The 21,063-nt window shown below is 40.6% G+C and carries 20 protein-coding genes and 1 pseudogene; 13 read left to right on the forward strand and 8 right to left on the reverse strand.

Annotated elements, in window-relative coordinates; genetic code table 11:
- Window positions 1–242 precede the first annotated feature (242 nt).
- The 5 genes from FTU66_RS01015 (at window position 243) to FTU66_RS01035 (ending at window position 2,997) form a co-directional block, all read left to right on the forward strand.
- A complete protein-coding gene (locus tag FTU66_RS01015) occupies window positions 243–707 on the forward strand; it encodes a hypothetical protein (protein ID WP_180112176.1) in 465 nt (154 codons plus the stop codon).
- 118 nt (window positions 708–825) lie between these two features.
- Window positions 826–1,404: a nicotinamide riboside transporter PnuC gene (gene pnuC, locus FTU66_RS01020; RefSeq protein WP_136144112.1), complete on the forward strand. Its 579-nt coding sequence runs from the start codon at window positions 826–828 to the stop codon at window positions 1,402–1,404.
- 9 nt (window positions 1,405–1,413) lie between these two features.
- Entirely contained in the window at window positions 1,414–1,707 is a 294-nt protein-coding gene (locus FTU66_RS01025; RefSeq protein ID WP_104488712.1) for a hypothetical protein, read from the forward strand.
- 156 nt (window positions 1,708–1,863) lie between these two features.
- A complete protein-coding gene (locus FTU66_RS01030; protein WP_104488713.1) occupies window positions 1,864–2,361 on the forward strand; it encodes a DUF2505 domain-containing protein in 498 nt (165 codons plus the stop codon).
- Between the two features lie 216 nt (window positions 2,362–2,577).
- A complete protein-coding gene (locus tag FTU66_RS01035; RefSeq protein ID WP_180112177.1) occupies window positions 2,578–2,997 on the forward strand; it encodes a DsrE family protein in 420 nt (139 codons plus the stop codon).
- Between the two features lie 63 nt (window positions 2,998–3,060).
- Here FTU66_RS01035 and FTU66_RS01040 read toward each other — a convergent pair.
- A pseudogene (locus FTU66_RS01040) lies at window positions 3,061–4,132 on the reverse strand (sigma-54 interaction domain-containing protein); the annotation flags it as partial.
- A gap of 252 nt (window positions 4,133–4,384) precedes the next feature.
- Between FTU66_RS01040 and FTU66_RS01045 the strand changes: the two are divergent.
- Window positions 4,385–5,440, forward strand: a complete 1,056-nt coding sequence (locus FTU66_RS01045) for an ArsO family NAD(P)H-dependent flavin-containing monooxygenase (protein WP_373684813.1) — start codon at window positions 4,385–4,387, stop codon at window positions 5,438–5,440.
- A 138-nt stretch (window positions 5,441–5,578) separates the two neighbouring features.
- Here FTU66_RS01045 and FTU66_RS01050 read toward each other — a convergent pair whose 3' ends face one another.
- Window positions 5,579–6,271 carry a pirin family protein gene (locus FTU66_RS01050; RefSeq protein WP_004971950.1) on the reverse strand — a complete coding sequence of 231 codons (693 nt, stop codon included), beginning with the start codon at window positions 6,269–6,271 and terminating at the stop codon, window positions 5,579–5,581.
- Between the two features lie 202 nt (window positions 6,272–6,473).
- The gene (locus FTU66_RS01055) at window positions 6,474–7,718 is read right to left on the reverse strand and encodes a L,D-transpeptidase family protein (protein WP_004971948.1); all 1,245 of its coding nucleotides are present in this window, start codon (window positions 7,716–7,718) and stop codon (window positions 6,474–6,476) included.
- A gap of 272 nt (window positions 7,719–7,990) precedes the next feature.
- On the opposite strand from FTU66_RS01055, the gene hemE reads away from it, so the two are divergent.
- The 5 genes from hemE (at window position 7,991) to FTU66_RS01080 (ending at window position 14,167) form a co-directional block, all read left to right on the forward strand.
- Window positions 7,991–9,061 (forward strand): uroporphyrinogen decarboxylase, encoded by a 1,071-nt coding sequence (gene hemE, locus FTU66_RS01060; protein WP_004971944.1) that lies wholly within the window; start codon window positions 7,991–7,993, stop codon window positions 9,059–9,061.
- Between the two features lie 72 nt (window positions 9,062–9,133).
- Window positions 9,134–9,955, forward strand: coding sequence for a DUF817 family protein (locus tag FTU66_RS01065; protein WP_179991124.1), 822 nt, complete (start codon window positions 9,134–9,136; stop codon window positions 9,953–9,955).
- A gap of 237 nt (window positions 9,956–10,192) precedes the next feature.
- Window positions 10,193–10,663, forward strand: a complete 471-nt coding sequence (locus FTU66_RS01070; RefSeq protein WP_104853198.1) for a DUF3015 family protein — start codon at window positions 10,193–10,195, stop codon at window positions 10,661–10,663.
- 93 nt (window positions 10,664–10,756) lie between these two features.
- Entirely contained in the window at window positions 10,757–12,706 is a 1,950-nt protein-coding gene (locus FTU66_RS01075; RefSeq protein WP_179990135.1) for a DUF4105 domain-containing protein, read from the forward strand.
- 105 nt (window positions 12,707–12,811) lie between these two features.
- Complete coding sequence (locus tag FTU66_RS01080; protein WP_180112179.1) at window positions 12,812–14,167, forward strand: diguanylate cyclase; 1,356 nt, start codon at window positions 12,812–12,814, stop codon at window positions 14,165–14,167.
- Window positions 14,168–14,265: 98 nt separating this feature from the next.
- Here FTU66_RS01080 and folE read toward each other — a convergent pair whose 3' ends face one another.
- The 5 genes from folE to FTU66_RS01105 form a co-directional block, all read right to left on the reverse strand.
- Window positions 14,266–14,814, reverse strand: a complete 549-nt coding sequence (folE, locus tag FTU66_RS01085; RefSeq protein ID WP_171062567.1) for a GTP cyclohydrolase I FolE — start codon at window positions 14,812–14,814, stop codon at window positions 14,266–14,268.
- 93 nt (window positions 14,815–14,907) lie between these two features.
- Window positions 14,908–15,597 (reverse strand): Smr/MutS family protein, encoded by a 690-nt coding sequence (locus FTU66_RS01090; RefSeq protein ID WP_104853200.1) that lies wholly within the window; start codon window positions 15,595–15,597, stop codon window positions 14,908–14,910.
- 16 nt (window positions 15,598–15,613) lie between these two features.
- A complete protein-coding gene (gene trpC, locus FTU66_RS01095; RefSeq protein WP_104853201.1) occupies window positions 15,614–16,420 on the reverse strand; it encodes an indole-3-glycerol phosphate synthase TrpC in 807 nt (268 codons plus the stop codon).
- A 21-nt stretch (window positions 16,421–16,441) separates the two neighbouring features.
- Complete coding sequence (gene trpD / locus FTU66_RS01100; protein WP_004971918.1) at window positions 16,442–17,488, reverse strand: anthranilate phosphoribosyltransferase; 1,047 nt, start codon at window positions 17,486–17,488, stop codon at window positions 16,442–16,444.
- A 17-nt stretch (window positions 17,489–17,505) separates the two neighbouring features.
- Complete coding sequence (locus FTU66_RS01105) at window positions 17,506–18,090, reverse strand: aminodeoxychorismate/anthranilate synthase component II (RefSeq protein ID WP_218949269.1); 585 nt, start codon at window positions 18,088–18,090, stop codon at window positions 17,506–17,508.
- Between the two features lie 854 nt (window positions 18,091–18,944).
- On the opposite strand from FTU66_RS01105, the gene glnA reads away from it, so the two are divergent.
- Together glnA and FTU66_RS01115 are read left to right on the forward strand one after the other, a co-directional pair.
- A complete protein-coding gene (gene glnA, locus FTU66_RS01110; protein WP_180112180.1) occupies window positions 18,945–20,360 on the forward strand; it encodes a type I glutamate--ammonia ligase in 1,416 nt (471 codons plus the stop codon).
- Between the two features lie 208 nt (window positions 20,361–20,568).
- Window positions 20,569–21,057 carry a chorismate lyase gene (locus FTU66_RS01115; RefSeq protein ID WP_131261596.1) on the forward strand — a complete coding sequence of 163 codons (489 nt, stop codon included), beginning with the start codon at window positions 20,569–20,571 and terminating at the stop codon, window positions 21,055–21,057.
- Window positions 21,058–21,063: the final 6 nt, after the last annotated feature.

The raw sequence follows: 21,063 nt of genomic DNA on the forward strand, positions 1-21,063 counted from the left end.
AAGCGAAAAGTGTTTAAAGAAATAGCAGAAAATTGTTGTGTTTTACTGCGTTATACTGCAGCACAAGTCCTATTTTTAAGGCAATCGGTATCATTGTGTAATTGAGCATTGCACTTTTTAGCGATGCATGGATGGAATCATCTGTTAAAGCATAAGCGTTGAAGCGTGCAGCAGCGAATAGACGCTAAGCCCTGAAATGGTTATACTTTATTGAAACGCCTGAAATAAGAGCGAAGACCAAGATGGCAAAACTATTGTTATGGATTTTGTTGTTGATTGCCGTATATGCAGTCTGGAAAGTCTGGTTCAAAATAAAAATTAATCGTACTTTTCAGCAAAGCTGTCAAGATATTGCCAATATTGTCCAAGACCCGATTACCCACAAAGCACCGCGCCCTGTAGAAGAGGTGGTGGAAGAAGTTGCCGAATACGAACAGCAATTATTTGATGATATCGCAGAAATATTTTTAAGCTTAAAAGTATCTAGTCGTGACCCTGAAGATGCCGAAACTATTCAACAAGAAGTGCTGAATAAAATGCCTGCCAAAGCACATACGCAAATTCGTCAGTTAGACTTGGGGGAGTGGTCAATTTACTGGAGTTTTTACGAGCAATCCCTTGAATATTTTGTCGGCAAATACGGAGTTTTTATTACCCATGTAGACCGCTTTGGGCAAGAGCATAAATATAATCATGCAGATGTATAAAGCCAATTTTATCGGGTGTTTATTTTTATTGTTTTGACTTGTGCTTAACTCAGTCTGAGTTTGAGCAGTATTACAGAAACAAGGTATCATGCATTTTTCTTTTTCATAGGCTGCATCAATGTCGGTTTTAGAAATAATTGCTGTATTGATCAGTGTCTTAGGCGTGACGTTAACCATCAAACGGCATATTGCTTGTTGGGTGGTAAATTTTATTGCCTGTTTGTTGTATGCCTATTTATTCTTTGAATATCAATTGTATGGCGAAACAGTATTGCAAACCTTATTTATGGGAATGGCAATTTACGGTTTTTACCAGTGGAAAACTACACAGCAAGACACTCAAGCCATCGTGATTCAGACCTTATCGCAAAATAAAATGCTGCAGCAGCTTATACTCAGTATGGGCTTGGGGCTTATTTTTGGTCTAAGTTTAATGCAGTGGACGCAGGCATCTGTACCGTTATTAGATGCACAACTTGCAGCTTTGAGTCTGTTGGCAACCTATTGGACCAGTCGTAAATATTTGGCTACATGGTTGCTTTGGATTGTGGTCGATCTACTCTACGTAGGCATGTTTATTTATAAAGCTTTATTTTTAACCGCAGCGCTTTATGTAGGATTTGTGGTATTGGCTTATTTAGGATGGCGTGAATGGAGTAAAATACGTCAGCAACAACATGTGCAAGTTTTGCCTTAAAGGATAAGCATGAGTAACCTGATCCATTTTAAACAGGCACAGCTTGCTCAGTTTGATCATCTTGCACAAAATATTCTGTCTAATCCAGAACGTTATTTACAGTTCGATTCAATTGCAGATTTTTATCAAGCCCAATGGTTGGATGATTTTCCTCAAGGCACCACTTGGTATGCCACAGGATTGGATGATGGGGCAGAGCATTTTTATGCCAAAATCGAATTTTGTGGGCATTATCTTACTTTATATAGTCATGATATTTATGCTGCTGAATTTGGCATCCTACACACAGATTTGAACAATTAGAGTCAATGACAGCAGGTGGAAAAAATACTTTAATAGCCTGAAAATAAAGTTGTATTTAGGATATAAAACAACTTATACCCGTTGAGCATCAGCCAAATTATATTGCACGATGATGCTAGACCTACTCCATCAATAAACAAAATAAAAGGAACTCAAATGGCTCATCAATTTACTGTTAATGCCACTATTCATGGCGTTTCAATTGACGAATTTAAGCGTTTAGTGGCAGATATTGCGTTACATGAAGCGGTGTGTAAACGTATTCCAGGTGAAAATTTAGAAATTTTAGAATCAAAAAAGAATGGTGATATTTACACCCTGCGTCGTGCTTATAACTTGGATGTGAATATTCCAGATATGGCAAAAAAACTATTAAAAGATGCATTTCGTTTAAAACGTAATGATGTGACCAACTTATCAGCACTTACTTCTACAGTTGAGTTGGGCGCTAACTTACCTTTGGAAGCCAAAGGCGAGCGTACCGTTACAGGTAATCAAGAAAAAATTGAAATTCAGTTGGACTGGACCATTAAAGTTAAAGTTCCATTGATTGGTGGTATGTTAGAAAAACATGCAGAAGGTGAAATCCGTCGTTTCAGTGAGCTAGAAATTAGCATTGTAGAAGATGAGCTTAAGAAAAATTTAGCCGCTTAAACTGTTTATTTAAAACACGAATGCTTAATTTGTATTTAGCGCTGCCTATTGGGTGGCGCTTTGTTTTTTTGTAGCTGGGATGGCTGCACTTGGTCATTTGCAGCACTGGTTTTTAAGTCAATTGTATATGCGAAGCATAATATATTAATTATTTAAATATATTATATTTATTATGCTACTATTTTAATCACATCTAAATTGACTCTGAGATCAACCATGAAATTGATTAAGCTGTTGTGTCTGTCTTTATTCCTGAGCTTTGCAAGTCTATCGCCTGCTATGGCAGAGAATAACAAAGATCCGCTATTTGTATTGCTCACCAGTAATGATGCACACCGTACCAAAATGGCAATTGGCATGAGCAATAACCAGTTTGGCAAAGGTCATCCACTGACCATTTACTTGGTTGATCAGGGTGTGATGTTGGCATCCAACCGTTTTGAACATAAGTATGCAGAGCATCAAAAAATGCTAAAAAGTATTATGGCCAAAGGTGGTGAGGTCTATATTTGCAAAATGTGTATGGATCAGTACGGTGTTGCCGAAGGTGATTTAATCCAAGGTTTAAAATATTCAAATCCAGATGTGATGGGTGAAGCGATTTTCCGCCCAGGCACACAGACCCTGAGTTGGTAATATTGCTGCTTTAAAGTGCAAAAGCCTTGTTGAAAAACAAGGCTTTTTTTATTGAAGGAAGTTTTAACGCATGGCGTATTTTTTTAAACGATAATCCAGTGCTGCGCGGGAAATTCCCAATAAGCGTACCGCTTCTAACACATTCTGTTTGGCTTTATGCATGGCGGTCACAATTAACAGTTGTTCATGCTGTTCTAAATCAAAACCTTCGGTTAAAAGCGTATCTAAATCTACACTGTCTTGCTCATCTACGGCATCGTAGCTGTGTATTTGTGGAAACAGGGCATTCAGTTTAATCAGTTGTTGATCTTACGTCAGCAGTACTGCACGTTCCAACAGGTTTTCCAGTTCACGAATATTGCCAGGCCAAGCATAGCTTTGCATAAAATCAGTGGCTTTTTCACTGATGCCATGAATCTGTTTGTCATACATTTTTTCAAAGCTTATTAAGAAATGTGCAACCAAAAGCGGTAAATCTTCACGGCGTTCACGCAGTGGTGGAATTTGCACAGGAAAAATATTTTAACGGTAATATAAATCGGCACGGAAACGCCCAGTTTTAACCGCTTGTTCTAAATCTTCATTGGTTGCAGCAATCACGCGAACATCAATATGACGGGTTTGCGAATCTCCAACGCGTTCCACTTCACCTTCTTGTAGCACACGCAGCAAAGCCGCTTGAGCGCGTGGTGAAAGTTTAATCACTTCATCTAAAAATAGTACCGCCATGGGCGCGTTCAAATTTACCTAAGCGTGATTGATGTGCACCTGTAAACGCTCCTTTTTCGACACCAAATAGCTCAGATTCAATCAGTTCAGGTGGAATAGCCGCACAGTTGACCGCGACAAAAGCATGTTTTTTACGTTGACTGAGTTCGTGCACACCACGAGCAAGGGCTTTTTTCCCGACACCTGTTTCACCTTGCAGCAAAGTGGAAACTTTGGCACCTGCCGCTTTTTTGAGTAAGTCACAAACCCGTTGATAAGCTGCTGATTGTCCGACTGAGCTGAACATACTGTAGTAATTTTTACTGATGGTATAAATCGACTTTTTTAGTTCATACAATTCGGCTTGCAGTGAAATGAGTTCCTGTTCCATCGGTTAGGGCGACATGAACTGAATTAGCTCATCGGCAGGGCGTTTTAACACCTGAACCTGATTCTGCAGTGTTGCACATCAAGCTATCTTACAAAACAAAGTCAAGTTGAAAGACTTGGCTTTTTTGCAGCATCATTTTTCAAGATGGCTTGCTTCTAATTACGTGCTTCCATAAGTTGAGTTTGGTGGACTGAATTTTTAATCTCTCACGTGTTGCACTTATGCGCTAAGATTAGGCATAGCAACAGGGTGCGTATTGCGAGCAGGAGAGCCATTTTGAATCAAATAATGGATGCCGATGTAATTATTATTGGTGGCGGACAAGCAGCATTGGCCACGGCTTACTTTTTAAAACGGCAAAAAATCAATTTTCTGATCTTGGATAATCAAACGCAGTCGGGCGGTGCGTGGCAACATGCGTGGGATTCTTTACAGCTGTTCTCTCCAAATACATGGAGTTCTTTGTCCGGCTGGTTAATGCCAAAAACCGAACAGGAATATCCGAAACGATTAGAAGTGATTGACTATTTAACAGCGTATGAAACACGCTATCAATTTCCTGTGCTGCGTCCTGTGCAGGTCGAAAAAGTCCTGAAGGAAGGCAATGATTTAATTGTGTGTTCGGCACAGCAAAGCTGGCGAGCCAAAGCCGCTGTGAGTGCTACTGGAACGTGGAGTCAGCCTTTTATTCCTGCTTATACAGGACGCGAACGCTTTTTAGGCACACAAATTCATTCGGCTCATTACCGCAATGCCAATGCTTTTCAGGGCAAAAGAGTCATGATTGTCGGCGGGGGTAACTCAGGCGCACAAATTTTGGCAGAAGTGTCTAAAGTGGCCGAAACTTTTTGGGTTACACAGCAACCGCCAAGTTTTTTAGCCGATGATGTAGATGGACGGGTTTTATTTTTACGTGCCACGGAGCGCTTAAAAGCCCAGCAGGAAGGTCGCAGTATTGAACAACCGATCGGTGGTTTGGGCGATATTGTGATGATTCCAAGTGTCAAAGAAGCACGGCAACGTGATGTATTACATGGTCTGCCGCCATTTGACTATTTAACCGAACATAGTGCAGTTTGGGCAGATGGGCGCGAACAGGAAATTGCTGCCATTATTTGGTGCACAGGTTTTAAGGCAGCATTGTCGCATTTACAAAGTTTGAATGTGGTTAATGCACAAGGCACAGTCGATGTGTTAGAAAATCGAGCGTTACAACAGCAAAATTTATGGTTGGTTGGTTATGGCGATTGGACAGGCGCAGCCTCGGCAACTTTAATTGGTGTTTCCCGAACCGCACGGAATGTGGCAGAGCAAATTGCTGCGTATTTGCAGACAGCAGCGTAAAGTCATTAACGTGACAAAAACTGTGTTTAAAAAATGAATCATGCAATTTCAGCCATAAAAAAGCCCTCTGTAGAAGAGGGCAAGAGGGTAACTCAAAAAATTAAAGATGCTCAATCATAATAAGGTGACAGTCAGGACTTACTGTTTTGGTAAATCAAACCAAATGAACTGGCTGTCTTCTTTTGCTTCAATCACAGCATTATCAGCAAATAACAAAGCATCGCCCGCTTTAACTGTTTGCTCGCCAATGGTGATTTCACCACGAATTACATGCACATAGTTTACCGCTTGTGTTGCTGTAACTTCTAAACGATGTCCAGTTTCTAAAACAGCTGCTTTTACTTCTGCCTGTTGACGAATGTGCATTGGGGCATTGTCATTCGGGCCGACAATTAAATGCCACTGGTTGGGTGCTGTATTTGGGTCACGTTGAATTTGCTGATACGTCGGCTCTGCATCGCGTACATTCGGCTGAATCCAAATTTGCAGCATGTGTACTTCTTCATCACCATTGTTAATTTCGCTGTGCTGAACGCCTGTACCTGCGCTCATTAACTGCCATTCACCTGCAGTAATATGGCGTTCATTGCCCATGCTGTCGCGGTGGGAAATCGTACCACTTAATACACAAGTCAAAATTTCCATGTTGTCGTGTGGGTGAGTACCAAAACCATTATGTGCGGCAATACGGTCATCGTTAATGACACGTAAGGCACTAACACCCATATATTTCGGGTTATACCAATTACCAAAAGAGAAACTATGTTTGGTGTCTAACCACCCCATTTTCACATGACCACGATCTTCACTACGGTGTAAATAAGCATTCATGATAATGTTCCTATCATTTTTTTAACTTGAACTAATCTTAATCTTTTCACCGCAGCCGACCTAGAGGCGAACTGCAACATGCCGTTCTAAAATTGCAACATGTGTAGATTTTTTGCAGAACCTAGACATTTTAGAGTTTTATCGCGGCATTAAAAAACCCACGTAAAAACGTGGGTCTTTTGCGGTTTAAAGCGATCACTGATTATTCAAGGAATTTTACAGTCACGCCAGAACGTACTTTACGACCTAAATCGTTTGCATCCCAGTTGGTTAAACGGATACAACCATGCGACGCCGTTTTTGAAATGGTCGATGGGTTTGGTGTGCCGTGAATACCGAATGATTTTTTACTTAAACCAATCCAGATATTCCCCACAGGGCCGTTAGGGCCTGGTGGTAAAGACAGCGGTTTTAAGTTTTTGCCCTGAATAAAGTTACTTGGTGAATAGCTGTACCATGGGTTTGGTGCAACACCTGTCACTTTATAAGTACCTGTTGGCGATGGAGTATCTGCACTGCCAATGGTTGCTGGGAATGAGCCGACCATTTGGTTTTGTTTGTTGAACAAATACAGTTGTTTTGCACCTTTGTGCGCCACAATCAGGTGAATGTCTTCAGGTAAGTCATTGCGAACGTTGGTCACCAATAACTTTTCACCCACTTTATTAAATGTTGCATTCGGATTTAATTTCTTTAAGAAATTTTCATCCATGTGGAATTTTTCACCTAACATTTCACTTACGCGGGTGTAGTACAAGCCTTTCATTTTGGCTTGTTCTGCATAGTCATGCGGAATAGATTTCGCATAAGGACCTTTTAAGTCCGCTTCAGTAACCGTGTATTCTACAAATGCAGGACGTGAACCTTGACGTGCAACCAACGCATCCCAAGTTTCTTTGGTTAAAATACCCGTTGGGCTAATGCCATTCATTTGCTGGAATGATGCAATTGCTTTTAGGGTGTTCTTACCACTAGTGCCATCAATTGCACCTGGAGAAGCATGTGAATTGTTCAGCATCACGTGTGCACGTGCATACACAGGGAACTGACCTTTACCAATATTTTCATACCAAGTGGCATTATTTAAACCATCTAAAGTCCATGAAGCTTTTGGTGCTGCTGTGTTGGATGTAGCAGTTTGGCTTGCAGAGCTTTTTGTTGGTGCAGTGCCTACATCGGCAGTGGTATCTTCAGTTTTGTGTAGATCATCTAAGGTTTTTGAAGCCTTATTTAAATCATTTTGTTCTTGTTGCGTAATAGCAGTGTCTGTTGCATTTAGATTATTTTGTGCAGCCGATGCTTCTGTCGCTAAAGGATCAATCGGATCTTCAATAGCGGTATTGCTAATCACTTGTGGATTTAACGGTTGTTCAGCAGTAGATGCAGCAAAAGTAGTCCCTGCAAAAATGCAACTTAAACTCATTGCGAGTATTGTGCGAACCAACATGTAATTCAACCTTGAGAATTATTCATTTACATAGATAAAAACTAGCCAAGTATTGCAGAAAAACTAAGGAGATGCAGTAGTTGTTTTGTGTAAATATGCAAGATAACCCCAATTTTACAGTGACTTTTGTTTGTGTGATGTATTTCACATAAACGTAAGCTGAATTTGAACACTGAGAATAAGCTAAAAAAGACGAGCAAGAAATGAAGTTATTAAAACTTCAACCTTTTTGATATGATGGCTGCAAGATTGAAAATGAGTTGGGAAAGTAAATGACGACCTTAAAAAATGATCGTTTTCTTCGTGCCTTATTACGTGAGCCAGTAGATTGCACGCCCGTATGGATGATGCGTCAGGCAGGACGTTATTTACCAGAATATCGTGCTACACGTGCGCAGGCAGGAGATTTTCTTTCTCTATGCAAAAATACTGAATTTGCCTGTGAAGTGACTTTACAGCCTTTGCGTCGTTATGAATTAGATGCCGCTATTTTATTTTCAGATATTTTAACTGTACCCGATGCATTAGGCTTAGGTCTGTATTTTGAAGTAGGCGAAGGGCCAAAGTTTCATAAAACGGTGCGTACCGAGCAAGACGTTGCCAATTTACCTAAATTTAATGCCAAGTCAGACTTAGACTATGTCATGAATGCAGTATCGACCATTCGTTCTGCTTTGGGCGGACAAGTGCCTTTAATTGGTTTTTCAGGTAGTCCATGGACTTTGGCAACGTATATGGTTGAAGGTGGTTCAAGCAAAGATTTCCGTTTCACCAAAAACATGATGTACGCACAGCCTGAAGTTTTACATGCACTATTAGACCGTTTGGCCGATGCAGTGACCGAATACTTAAATGCACAAATTGATGCAGGCGCACAGGCAGTACAAATTTTTGATAGTTGGGGCGGTGCATTGGCCCATCGTGAATATCTTGAATTTTCACTCCACTATATGCAGAAAATTGTGTCAGGTCTGCAACGTGAAAAAGATGGACGTAAAATCCCTGTTATTTTATTTACCAAAGGTGGCGGTCAATGGCTGGAGCCAATGATTGCAACAGGTGCAGATGCTTTTGGTCTGGACTGGACAACACCGTTAAATGTCGCACGTCAAACGGTGAGTGGTCGTGCCGCATTGCAAGGTAACTTAGATCCAGCGACTTTATATGGTTCACCTGAAGCAATTGCTAAAGCGACACGTGCGATGCTAGATGATGCCTATGCCAATGGTGAAAAAACAGGTTATGTGGCCAACTTAGGGCATGGCATTACCCAATGGGTAGATCCTGAACGTCCTAAAGTATTTATCGACACGGTTCATGAATACAGTGCCAAATATCTATAATCGCACAATGATATAGATGGATCATTTGTAGATGTATAGGTGTAATCTCAGCTTCGGTCAGGTTGTCAGATCATGTGGATAACATGGTTAAAGTCAGGACTTGAGTTTTCGACTAAGGCAGCTTCGGCTGCCTTATTTGGAATTTTATTGCTGATTGCATTTGCACTCACTGCATCAATGGGTAGCCAGGAATATTTCGGATTTTTCCGTTACGACTATTTATTGTTTTATGCCTTAATTATTCAAGTTTGTCTTTTATATTTAAAACTGGAATCTTGGGCAGAAGCCAAAGTCATCGCTTTGTTTCATATTTTAGCGATGATCATGGAAATTTTTTTAACTCATCCACAAATTGCATCGTGGCAATATCCTCAACCTGCTGTCTTTAAAATTATGACCGTACCGCTTTTTGCAGGCTTTATGTATTCTGCAGTTGGCAGTTTCTTTGCGCGTTCTTTGCGTTTGTATCGGGTATCTTTACGGAATTTGCCGACTTTTAGCAATATGATGGCCTTGGCAGTGTTGTCGTACATCAACTTCATGAGCAAGTTTTTTATCCCCGATATTCGTTATGGCTTGTTTGCGTGGAGCGTTGTGATTTTCTGGAAAACCAAAATTCGTTTTCAATTACAACGGTCTCAATTACAACTGCCAATGTTGCCTGTATTGATGCTTTTGGCTTTTATTATTTGGGTCGCAGAAAACATTAGCACCTTTTATCAAATATGGTTGTATCCAAGTCAGGTCGATGCGTGGCACATGGTCGGCTGGGGCAAACTCGGTTCTTGGTATTTATTGCTGTTACTGAGTCTGGTTCTGGTCATGAAAATTTTGGGTTATCGCGATGCAGAAGGGCAGTGGACACTGAAAACTGAGGATCAACAGCAGCTGTAAATCTAAATGCTATCTTCAACACTAAAATCTATTTTCAAATTTAAGACCAATCTTTAAGCTAAAAACCAATCGACGCTACAAAAATGCACAAAAATAATGCCTGATTTTGTGATAAATGTTTTGCCTTCTGAGTGACATCTCGCTATCTTAAAATAGTGTAATAAAAATTACACATAGCAATAAAGAATAACGATTCGAAGCATAATTTTTCGAATAATAAATCTCTGGAGTAAGGCGATGATTAAAAAATTAGCATTGGCTGCTGTCTTGGCAGTGGGTTCTACAGCAGCATTTGCAGACCGTGATGCAGGTTGTGGTATCGGTTCTCAAGTTTGGGCAGGTCAGTCTGGCAAAGTTGCAAAAATTTTAGCAGCAACTACAAACGGTATTTTTGCAAACCAATTGTTTGGTATCACATTTGGTACTTTAGGTTGTAGCGGTACAGGTACAGTAACTGCACAAGTTGTGACATTTACCAATGAAAATGCTGAAACATTGGCACGCGATATGGCAGTTGGTGAAGGCGAAAGCTTGAACGTATTGGCTGAATTATTAAGCATTAAAGCAGAAGATAAAGCACATTTCTTTGCGGTTTCTAAGCAAAACTTTGCATCTATTTATTCTGCAGAAAACCAGACTTCTTTAGAAGTATTGGCATCTTTACAGAGCGTGATGGCGAATGATGACGTTTTAAAAGCATACGTTTAAGTTTGAATAAAGCCCTGCATTATTCGCAGGGCTTTTTTATAGCACAAGAATACGTTTAAGCCTGAATATGTATATAAAATTTATAAAATGTCCATGAAATCCATTATTTTAAGTAGTTTAGTTTTTTTATCTCCTACGGTTTTTGCGTTATCTCCTGAAATATCTCCAATACAGATTCAGCCACTTACAGCCACTTCTACAGTACAAAATACAAATAAATTAGCAATATCTTCCGCACATTATGTGCAAAAAGCCAAAGACCTACACTTGGCAGAACAGGTGACTTGGCAGCGTTTAATGTATGCGCAGCAAGGCAAAAGTGAAGTGCAATATGCAGGCTATTTTGTGTCGGAACAAGGCGGAAGCAATTTAAACCAAGAGTTACTTCGCAATGTGCAGGCATTATTTGAAACAGCGCCTGCCAATCAATCGGTGCAGTGTAAATTTCCTGCACGTAGCCGCTGGTTAATTGAACAATTACAAATTCCTCAACAAGATTTGGCACAGGTGCAATGTCCTGAATTGGACGAATGGATTGGACAAATTAAACCTTATAAAGCAGTGCTGATTTATGCCACAGACTTTATGGGCAATCCAAGTTCTATGTTTGGGCATACTTTATTGCGCTTAGACCCAAAAGATCAAAAACAACTGAATTTAATTTCTTATGCTGTCAATTATGCAGCAACGGTAACGGGCAGCGAAGGTTGGTCTTATGCATGGAAAGGACTTACAGGGCAATATCCGGGTGAATATTCACTGATGCCGTATTACCGCAAAGTAAAAGAATATGGCGATTTAGAAAGCCGAGATTTGTGGGAATATGAACTGGCACTGAATGAGCAGGAAACCACATTTTTGGTGCAGCACATTTGGGAAATGAAGCATGTGCAATTTCCGTATTATTTTATCAGTGATAATTGTGCCTATCGCTTATTGGGTTTAATGGATTTGGTGCGCCCTGAGCTGAATTTACAGCAGCAGTTTAGAGTCGCATCTATTCCAATTGAAACACTAAAAGCTGTAGAGCAGGAAAATTTAGTGGCAGATGTTGTCTATCGTCCTGCTTTGGAAACTCAGTTATTGGCGCAAGCTAGACAACATGGCACAGCGTTGGCAAAAACTGCCCATCAAGTGGCCGAAGCAGAACCTGAAAATGTGGCGGCAGTTTTGCAAAATCACAGCCAAATCGATCAAGCTAAAATTCTGGAAATGGCTTATGACGATTTGTATCTGAAACTGATTGGACGCAAAATTGAAGCCAAAATTGCACAACCGCGACTGAGACAAATTTTAAGTTTAAGAAGTCAGATCAATTTAGAAAAACAACGTCAGGATGTCGCACGCCCTCAGGTCGATCCTGTGCAGGGGCATCATGCACGAAGCTTTGCTGTGCGTACTGGCGAGGTGCAAGGCGAGCATTTTGTAGAGTTGAGTCATCGACAGGCTTACCATGACTTACTTGATCCGCAAGGTGGTTTTCGTACAGGGACGCAACTCAACTTTTTAGAAGCTTCTGTGCAATATCGTGAAGACCGCTTAAAACTGAATCAGTTAGATTTACTCTCGGTGAACTCTTATAACCCAATGACCGCATTTAAAACACCACTTAGTTGGGGCTTTAATTTGGGTTGGCAGCAAGAAGCCCTGAATTCGCACGGGGCTTTTAGCGAAACGGAACAGCATGGTGTTTTAAGTTTAAAAACACAGTTTGGTTATAGCGTGGCTAATCAAGCGCGTGAACATTTGTGTTATGTGCAAATTCAAAATCATGTGCAAGCGGGTAAGGCTTTAGACAAAGGCTGGCGTGTTGGAATTGGCCCAACACTGGGTTGTCAAAATATCTGGTCAGCACGCATGAATAGTTTGGTTCAGCTTGAATTACCGTATTGGGAAGATCGTCACCAATGGCAATTTAAGCTGAACAGCCAGTTGCAATATGTACTCAACCCGCAGCATGTGTTGCGATTGGGTTGGGAATATCAACAACAGGACAAACAGGACTGGAACAAGACCAGTTTAGGCTATGTGCATTTTTTTTAAAGAGCTGTTGAATTTATACTGAATTGTAAAAAACCAGCTAAACAAGTTGAGTTGCTGGTGAAACCCGTTAAAATTTAGCAGTTTCTTTTGGCTGGGTTGTTGTGGATGTATCAAGAGTGTACGCATGAGCTTGCAGAGCAATGGAAGTCAATTTGCGAGCAATTTAAGCCAGAAGATTTGCAAGCGACATTCCAGTTTATTCAAGCACATGCAGAAGATTTTGTGATCGAGTTCTATCAGCAAATGTTGCTTGAAGAACATGCGACAGAATTTTTGTCTGCAGAGATGGTGAAGAATCGCTTAAAAAACTCTTTATATCAGTGGCTAATTTCCAGTTTTGAAGTTCCGTTTCAACACAATTATAACGAGATTGTAGAAAAGCAATTTAAAGTGGGCGATGTGCATGCACGTGTACAAATTCCATCTTGGCTGATTATTCGTGGTGTGCGCGTTATTATAAAAAAGGCTTTTGAGTTTTTTGCAACAGAAGCCAATAGCAACTTAAATCAGTTTAATTATTTAAGCCAAATTTTATGCTTTGCCACAGAAATTATGTGCCGATCTTATGAAATGAAGGTCGAAGTACATAATGATATGAAACATACCTATCGCTTATTTTCTGCCATGCAAGATGTTGCCGTGCACAAAGATCGACAACGCGGAACTTTGCTGGATTGGGAAAATGAACTGATGTTTCAGGTGGTGTCCGATCACACCAAAATGACGCAACCGATTTTATCTAAAACAGAATTTGGTTTATGGTTTATTCATAAAGCGGCTTATGCATTTTCAAGTTCGGAACAAGTACAAGCTATTACTGAATTTATTTATCAGGTGGATGAATTAATTCAGAAAATTGGTCAATGTGAAAGTCAGGCACAGGCAATTGAAATGATTCAATCCATTCGTGCCAAGAATCGTGAAATTTTGCATTTAGTCGATCAAATTTTTCAGGTGTCTGAATATATCAATTCAGGCAATGATGCCTTAACTCAACTGCTCAACCGCCGTTATTTAAATACCATCGTGTCCCGTGAAATTAATTTTTCACGAAAAAATAATTCGCCTTTAACATTGTTGGCGATAGATGCCGATCATTTTAAATCAATCAATGACCGTTATGGACATGCAGCAGGAGATGATGCATTACAGTTTTTAGCTGATGTGATTTTGCAATATGCAAAAGGCAGTGACTATGCCTTCCGAATTGGCGGCGAAGAATTTTTACTGTTACAGATTGATACCACCATTGATCGTGCCTTGGTAGTCGCTGAAAATATTCGTAAACGTGTCGAAAAAGCCACATTAAAAACATCAACAGGTGAAGAATTTAACTTTACCATTAGTATAGGTGTGCATGAATATGATGGGCATCCAGACTATCAACGTTTTTTTGAAGAAGTGGATAAAGCCTTGTATATGGCAAAAAATAATGGACGCAACAATGTGTCTGTAGGTTGAATCTGAAGATGTATCAAGCTAATTTTTTAATCTAAAACCCAAAAATCCCGAACATAAATTTCGGGATTTTTTATTTGATTGAGGAACTTAGCCACAATTTAAAAACTCTCAGGCACCGCACTTAAAAATTCACGACGGGCTTCTTTATCTGTTTTAAAGTCACCTACAAAAGATACGGTACGTGTGGTCGATTCCTGTTTGCCTACACCGCGCATCATCATGCACATATGGGCTGAATCAATCACCACAGCAACACCGCGTGCTTTGGTCACTTCAGCCACAGCTTCCGCAATTTGCTGAGTCAGATTTTCCTGAATTTGCAAACGACGTGCAAACATTTCGGTAATACGGGCAAATTTAGACAAGCCTAAAACATTACCTTCAGGTAAATAGGCGATATGCACGCGACCATAAAATGGCAATAAATGATGTTCACACAGTGAGTAGAACTCAATATTTTTCACCAAGACCATTTCACGGTTGTCGGATGGAAATACGGCATTATTGGTCACTTCGGCTAAGGTTTGGCTATAGCCCGAAGTTAAATACGAAAAAGCTTTAGCAGCACGCATCGGCGTATCTTTTAGACCTGGACGATTAAGATCTTCACCAACGGCGGTTAGGATGTTTGCGTAGGATTGCTGCATAGACATAAGACGTGTTCACTTACACTGATATTGAACAAGGTCGGCATTGTAACAGAAAACTATTGCAATGCCTTGTTTAAAAGATGAAACCGATTACTGTTTAAACTTTGGGTTCTTTTCGCTGCGTTTAAGCAACACTAAAACTGCACCAGTGCCACCTTGTTTTTCAGGCGCACTCACAAAAGCCAAAACATCACGATGCTGACGCAGCCAGCCATTTACATAAGTTTTTAAAATGGCTTCAGGGCCTTTGCCATGCACAATTTTAATCACGTTCTGGTTTTCATCTTTAGCCATTTGAATGATTTGCAAAACGGCTACCCGCGCTTCTTCTACCGTACAACCGTGCAAATCAACAGCTTCAAACCAGCGTAAGTTGCCTGCTTTTAAATCTTCAAAGACTTTATGTTGCAAAGTTGCAATGCGATAGCTCAGCGAAGCTTGGCTGCCCACAGGGTTAAGCATGGCTTGCGTATCGGACAGCAAGGTATCATCGGTTTCCATAGGGCCTATGGCTGCTGCACGTTTGGCCAGCGTTTGGGCATCTGGTTTTTTCTTGGCAGTGTGTTCGATTTTTGCAATATTGCCTGCGTCCATTTTTTGAACGCCTTGCATTTGCTGACGAAACAATGCGAGATCATCTTCCTGTTGTTGCTCAGGCGTCTGAACTTTGGGTTCAGACGGCTTGGCAATGCTTGAAGTATGAGGCTGAGTGATTTGCTTTTTAAAAGATTTTAGTAAATTGTACTGTTCTTTAGAAAGCGAAGAATCATGTTTACTCATGGTATTTCAAATTGGATTATAGATTTTCAGGCTGACCAAACAGTGCCGTAAAGGCATGGTCAGGACGTGCTTGTTTCATAAAACTTTCACCGACCAAGAAACTGTGAATCTCATGGTCTTGCATCATGCGGACATCTTCTGGTGTGGCGATACCACTTTCAGTGACCAATAAACGCGCAGGCGGCAACAAGTTTTTTAAACGCAATGAGGTGTTTAAATCGACTTCAAAGGTTTTTAAATTTCGGTTATTGACCCCTAAAATACAACGCTCTGAAAGATTCAAAGCACGTTCCAATTCATTTTCATCATGCACTTCAACCAACACATCTAAGTGATGTTCAAAAGCCGTTTCCGACATTTCTTCCAACTGTTGGTCAGATAGGCAAGACACAATCAATAACACACAGTCTGCGTGTAAGGCACGTGCTTCTACCACACCATACGGATCAATCAAGAAATCTTTACGCAGAGCAGGCAAGTTACAGTGTGAACGGGCAATCTGAATATTTTCATCTGCACCCTGAAAGAAATCGACATCAGTCAGCACAGATAAACAGGCTGCGCCTGCGGCTTCATATTGCTGTGCAATTTCGGCAGGGTCAAAGTTTTCACGAATAATGCCTTTAGATGGTGATGCTTTTTTAATTTCCGCAATCACCGCTGGGCGTTTGTTATGCAAGGCTTGTGCAAAGCCACGTGCAGGTGTTGCTGCACGTGCCAATTGTTCTAGGTCTGCATAACTGCGTTGTTTTAAACGCTCGGCAAACTCTTCTTTTTTACGTTCTACAATTTTACCTAAAATGGTATTGCTAATATCCACCATGATGCACCTTCCTGATTTGCTTTATGCTTCGTACTGTTTGAGCGTTTTGGTAAATTCAGACAACACGCCCATTTTTTCCAAAGCTTGTCCACCATAAATAATGTCATGTGCCAAAGCGACACCTTGTTTGTAGCTTGTAGTTAGACCCGAAACATAGATACCCGCACCCGCATTGAGTGCAATCATATTGGCCGCTTTTTCGCCTTTATCTGATTTGTTTTTGCCTAAAGCATCTTTAATCAAACTCAAGCTTTCAGCAGAGTTTTCTACAATCAGTCCTGTTAAAGTTTGAGATTCAATTCCCACGCTTTCAGGGGTAAGTTCCCATTCGGTAATTTCACCATCTTTGAGTTCTGCAACATAAGTGCTCGAAGCAAGGCTAATTTCATCTAAACCATCTTTAGAATGCACCACCATGACATGCTCAGCACCGAGCTGTTTCATCACTTCTGCAATCGGGCGGCATAATTCATTGCTAAACACCCCAATGACAAAACGCTTTACACCCGCAGGGTTAGTCAATGGCCCAAGCAAGTTGAAAATACTGCGAATACCCAACTCTTTACGCGGGGTAACCGCATATTTCATGGCTTTGTGATGATTCGGTGCAAACAAGAAACCTACGCCCATTTCACGAATACAGCGTTCAGTTTGTTGCATGTTTAAATCAAGATTAATGCCTGCTTGCTCAAGTAAGTCAGATGAGCCTGATTTGGTTGAAACCCCACGGTTACCGTGTTTGGCAATGGTTGCACCTGCAGCTGCAATGACAAAGGAAGAGGCGGTAGATACGTTAAATAGGTTTTGACCATCGCCACCTGTACCAACAATATCTACGAGGTAAGGAATATCGCTGACATCAATTTTGATGGCAAATTCACGCATTACACGTGCAGCAGCAGTAATTTCATCAATGCTTTCGCCTTTTAAGCGTAAGCCCATCATCAATGCACCAATTTGAGCGTCTGTTGCTTCGCCCGACATAATCGCGCGCATCACATCTTCCATTTGAGGCTGAGTCAGGTGAATTTGTTTTGTAATATGGTTGAGTGCTTGTTGAATATTCATGTGATTTGACTCGCTCATTATGCGTAAATTTCCAAAAAGTTTTTAAAGATTTGATGACCGTGTTGGCTCAGGATCGATTCGGGGTGAAATTGCACGCCTTCAACAGGCAAAGTTTTGTGCTTCACGCCCATAATTTCTTCCATCGAACCATCTGCTTCTTTGGTCCAGCATGTCACTTCCAGACAATCTGGCAAGGTTGCTTGATCAATTACCAACGAGTGGTAACGGGTTGCAGAAAATGGTGAAGGCAGATTGTTAAAAATACCTGTGTTGCTGTGGTACATATCCGATAAACGACCATGCATCACGGTTTTAGCGCGCACAATGTTTCCACCAAAGGCTTGTCCTATACTTTGGTGTCCTAAACACACGCCCAGTAACGGAATTTTGCCTGCAAAATGCTGAATTGCAGGAATAGAAATCCCTGCTTCAGATGGAGAACAAGGGCCTGGGCCAATCACCAAATACTTGGGTTGCCATCGCTCAATATCTTCTAATGTCACGGCATCATTACGAACGACTTTTACTTCCTGATTTAACTCGCCAAAATACTGGACGATGTTGTAGGTAAAAGAGTCATAGTTATCGATCATTAAAAGCATGAGCTAACCTATTGAAAATTGAACACTTTAAGTGCTAAAGAGTCTGAGATAATTTGCTTTATTCCTGCGCCTATAATGAGAAAGGACTTTATTTTTCTTGTCGAAAAGAAGGTGGAATAAGAAAGCACTTATCATCATAGCAAATAATAAGCATTTTCTGCGGACTATTTATATGATAATCCCTGTTAAAGCTTATCAGCGCATTCACCAGTTCATAGATTTTCAAAGCTTATTACACATTGTTCAAGTTTGATCTGAAAGAAATGATCACTTGATCAAGCAGGGTCATTCAGCAGTCATATTTTAGCTTCACACTTATAGATAACGTAAAAAATGCGCTAAAAAGTAGCATCATGGCGCATGTTAATAGCGGTTCACGTCAGGCAGTTTGATTGCAAAACATCGATAGAAAATACAAATGTGTAGTAAAGGTATTTTCAATCGGGTTGCTCAAAAGAATGCAGATTTAGAATTGTTAAACGATTTTATTATTTTTGCTCAATAAAAAATAAAATGTATTTAATATTGTTGGACCAAGCATAACACCGCAAAAATGGCTGCGTAGTTACAGGTTGAGCTATTTTTTGATCTACAATTCAACAGAAAAAAAACATAAATGCACCAAAATAGTGCTATATTTTGCAGTTTTAAATCAAATCAAATGAACAGTGTTTGAATATGGTGCAAATCATATTTCTGACAGTATAATAGCGACAAAGCAATTTTTTAAATGATGTATTCTCATACGGAATTCATGGTTTTAGCTTTGCTTTTAAAAGTTGGTACGCTAATTGCTTTATAACTGCCAACTACTAACACGCACTTTCGGGTGCAACAAAAAACATCGGAGCAAAATGAGCATGGCGAACAAGGTCCTTCAACTCATCCAAGAAAGTGGCGCAAAATGGGTCGATTTCCGTTTTACAGACACTAAAGGTAAAGAGCAACACGTGACTTACCCAGCAGACACTATTGATGAAGATACATTTGAAGACGGTAAAATGTTCGATGGTTCTTCAATCTCTGGTTGGAAAGGCATTGAAGCGTCAGACATGATTTTACGCCCAGATGCTGAAACAGGTTTTATCGACCCGTTCTTCGCTGAGCCGACAGTTGTTGTGACTTGTGATGTCATTGAACCTTCAACTGGCCAAGGTTATGACCGTGACCCACGTTCAATCGCTCGCCGTGCAGAAGAATACTTAAAATCGACAGGTATTGGTGATACTGCTTTTTTTGGCCCAGAACCAGAATTCTTTGTATTTGACGAAGTAAAATGGGACATCGATATGTCTGGCGCGCGCCACACATTAATCGCTGAAGAAGCTGCATGGTCTACAGGTAAAGACTACGAAGCTGGTAACTCAGGTCACCGTCCACGTGTGAAAGGCGGTTATTTCCCAGTACCACCAGTAGATTCTTCTCAAGATATGCGTGCAGATATGTGTGCAAAAATTGAAGAAATCATGGGGCCTGGTCGTGTAGAAGTACATCACCATGAAGTTGCATCTTGCCAGTTAGAAATTGGTGTGAGCTTCAATACTATGGTGCGTAAGGCTGACGAAGTGCAACAGTTCAAATATGCAGTTTGGAACGTTGCGCATCAATATGCAAAAACTGCAACCTTTATGCCTAAACCAATGGTAGGCGATAACGGTTCAGGTATGCACGTACACATGTCTATCTCTAAAGATGGCAAAAACTTATTCGCAGGCGATGAATACGCAGGTTTGTCAGAAATGGCGTTGTACTTCATTGGCGGTATTATCAAACATGCCCGCTCTTTGAACGCGTTGACTAACCCATCGACCAACTCATATAAGCGTTTAGTACCGCACTTTGAAGCACCAATTATGTTGGCTTACTCAGCGCGTAACCGTTCTGCATCTATTCGTATTCCTTACGTGTCTAGCCCGAAAGGCAAACGTATTGAAGCGCGTTTCCCTGATCCAATGATGAACCCGTACTTAGGTTTTGCGGCATTGTTGATGGCAGGTCTTGACGGTATTCAAAACAAGATTCACCCAGGTGAAGCTGCAGACAAAAACTTGTATGACCTTCCGCCTGAAGAAGAAGCGAAAATCCCAACTGTGGCACACAACCTAGAAATGGCGCTTGATGCTTTGAAAGAAGATCACGACTATTTATTAAAAGGTGGTGTATTCACCAAAGACATGCTTGATGCTTATATCGAATTGAAAACTGAAGATGTACGTCGTTTGAACACGACGACTCACCCAGTTGAATTTGATATGTACTACAGCTTGTAAGACATCGAAAATCTCAAGTTTGAAAAACCCGCTTCGGCGGGTTTTTTGTTTTAGATTGGGTAATCATGGTTTTAAGTTGGCATGGATTTTATCAAAATATAAGAATTCGCTTAATTTTTTTTGGATAATTGCAGGGAATTGCGCCATCGGTCACAAAACTTTGCCTAAATTTGGGCTACACTAGGCTATCTTGTTAAGGTGGCGGAACATGCGAACACAGCCTATTTTTCCCAAGCAGGAAAATCTGCCTTCTGAATTAAAAACATGGCTATATGCAGCAGGTTCTTTGACCCAACAACTGACTCAGCTCGCAGGCGGACAATTTAAAGTTGAACCACTGCAGCAATCTTTTCAGCGTTTAAATTTACAAGATGCCCAGTGGATGCAAATGCCACATTGGCACACTTCATGGGTGCGTGAAAGCTATTTATATGGGTGTGATGAACAGCCATGGGTCAAAGCCAAAAGTATTTTTCCGATTCTAAGTTTGCAAAGCAAAGCCCGTTTATTTCAGCATATTGGCAATAAACCCATTGGCTGGTTTTTATTTCAGCGTACCAATCCGTTGTGTCAAAGGCGTGTGGTTTTGCTCGATGAAGGCTGGACACGACAGAGTTGCTATACTTGGCATGGCTGTAAATTTATTGTGCAAGAAACTTTTTTACCGCGTTTTGAGCAATTTATTCAACAACATTAAGATACG

This window comes from Acinetobacter sp. YH12131, assembly GCF_013418635.1.
In the GTDB taxonomy this organism is placed as follows: domain Bacteria; phylum Pseudomonadota; class Gammaproteobacteria; order Pseudomonadales; family Moraxellaceae; genus Acinetobacter; species Acinetobacter towneri.

Bases quoted from the DNA above. Each gene is read 5' to 3' on its own strand.
- FTU66_RS01015 (WP_180112176.1), top strand. From the start codon at position 243: ATGGCAAAACTATTGTTATGGATTTTGTTGTTGATTGCCGTATATGCA.
- pnuC (WP_136144112.1), top strand. From the start codon at position 826: ATGTCGGTTTTAGAAATAATTGCTGTATTGATCAGTGTCTTAGGCGTG.
- FTU66_RS01025 (WP_104488712.1), top strand. From the start codon at position 1,414: ATGAGTAACCTGATCCATTTTAAACAGGCACAGCTTGCTCAGTTTGAT.
- FTU66_RS01030 (WP_104488713.1), top strand. From the start codon at position 1,864: ATGGCTCATCAATTTACTGTTAATGCCACTATTCATGGCGTTTCAATT.
- FTU66_RS01035 (WP_180112177.1), top strand. From the start codon at position 2,578: ATGAAATTGATTAAGCTGTTGTGTCTGTCTTTATTCCTGAGCTTTGCA.
- FTU66_RS01045 (WP_373684813.1), top strand. From the start codon at position 4,385: ATGGATGCCGATGTAATTATTATTGGTGGCGGACAAGCAGCATTGGCC.
- FTU66_RS01050 (WP_004971950.1), bottom strand. From the start codon at position 6,271: ATGAATGCTTATTTACACCGTAGTGAAGATCGTGGTCATGTGAAAATG.
- FTU66_RS01055 (WP_004971948.1), bottom strand. From the start codon at position 7,718: ATGTTGGTTCGCACAATACTCGCAATGAGTTTAAGTTGCATTTTTGCA.
- hemE (WP_004971944.1), top strand. From the start codon at position 7,991: ATGACGACCTTAAAAAATGATCGTTTTCTTCGTGCCTTATTACGTGAG.
- FTU66_RS01065 (WP_179991124.1), top strand. From the start codon at position 9,134: ATGTGGATAACATGGTTAAAGTCAGGACTTGAGTTTTCGACTAAGGCA.
- FTU66_RS01070 (WP_104853198.1), top strand. From the start codon at position 10,193: ATGATTAAAAAATTAGCATTGGCTGCTGTCTTGGCAGTGGGTTCTACA.
- FTU66_RS01075 (WP_179990135.1), top strand. From the start codon at position 10,757: ATGAAATCCATTATTTTAAGTAGTTTAGTTTTTTTATCTCCTACGGTT.
- FTU66_RS01080 (WP_180112179.1), top strand. From the start codon at position 12,812: ATGTATCAAGAGTGTACGCATGAGCTTGCAGAGCAATGGAAGTCAATT.
- folE (WP_171062567.1), bottom strand. From the start codon at position 14,814: ATGCAGCAATCCTACGCAAACATCCTAACCGCCGTTGGTGAAGATCTT.
- FTU66_RS01090 (WP_104853200.1), bottom strand. From the start codon at position 15,597: ATGAGTAAACATGATTCTTCGCTTTCTAAAGAACAGTACAATTTACTA.
- trpC (WP_104853201.1), bottom strand. From the start codon at position 16,420: ATGGTGGATATTAGCAATACCATTTTAGGTAAAATTGTAGAACGTAAA.
- trpD (WP_004971918.1), bottom strand. From the start codon at position 17,488: ATGAATATTCAACAAGCACTCAACCATATTACAAAACAAATTCACCTG.
- FTU66_RS01105 (WP_218949269.1), bottom strand. From the start codon at position 18,090: ATGCTTTTAATGATCGATAACTATGACTCTTTTACCTACAACATCGTC.
- glnA (WP_180112180.1), top strand. From the start codon at position 18,945: ATGAGCATGGCGAACAAGGTCCTTCAACTCATCCAAGAAAGTGGCGCA.
- FTU66_RS01115 (WP_131261596.1), top strand. From the start codon at position 20,569: ATGCGAACACAGCCTATTTTTCCCAAGCAGGAAAATCTGCCTTCTGAA.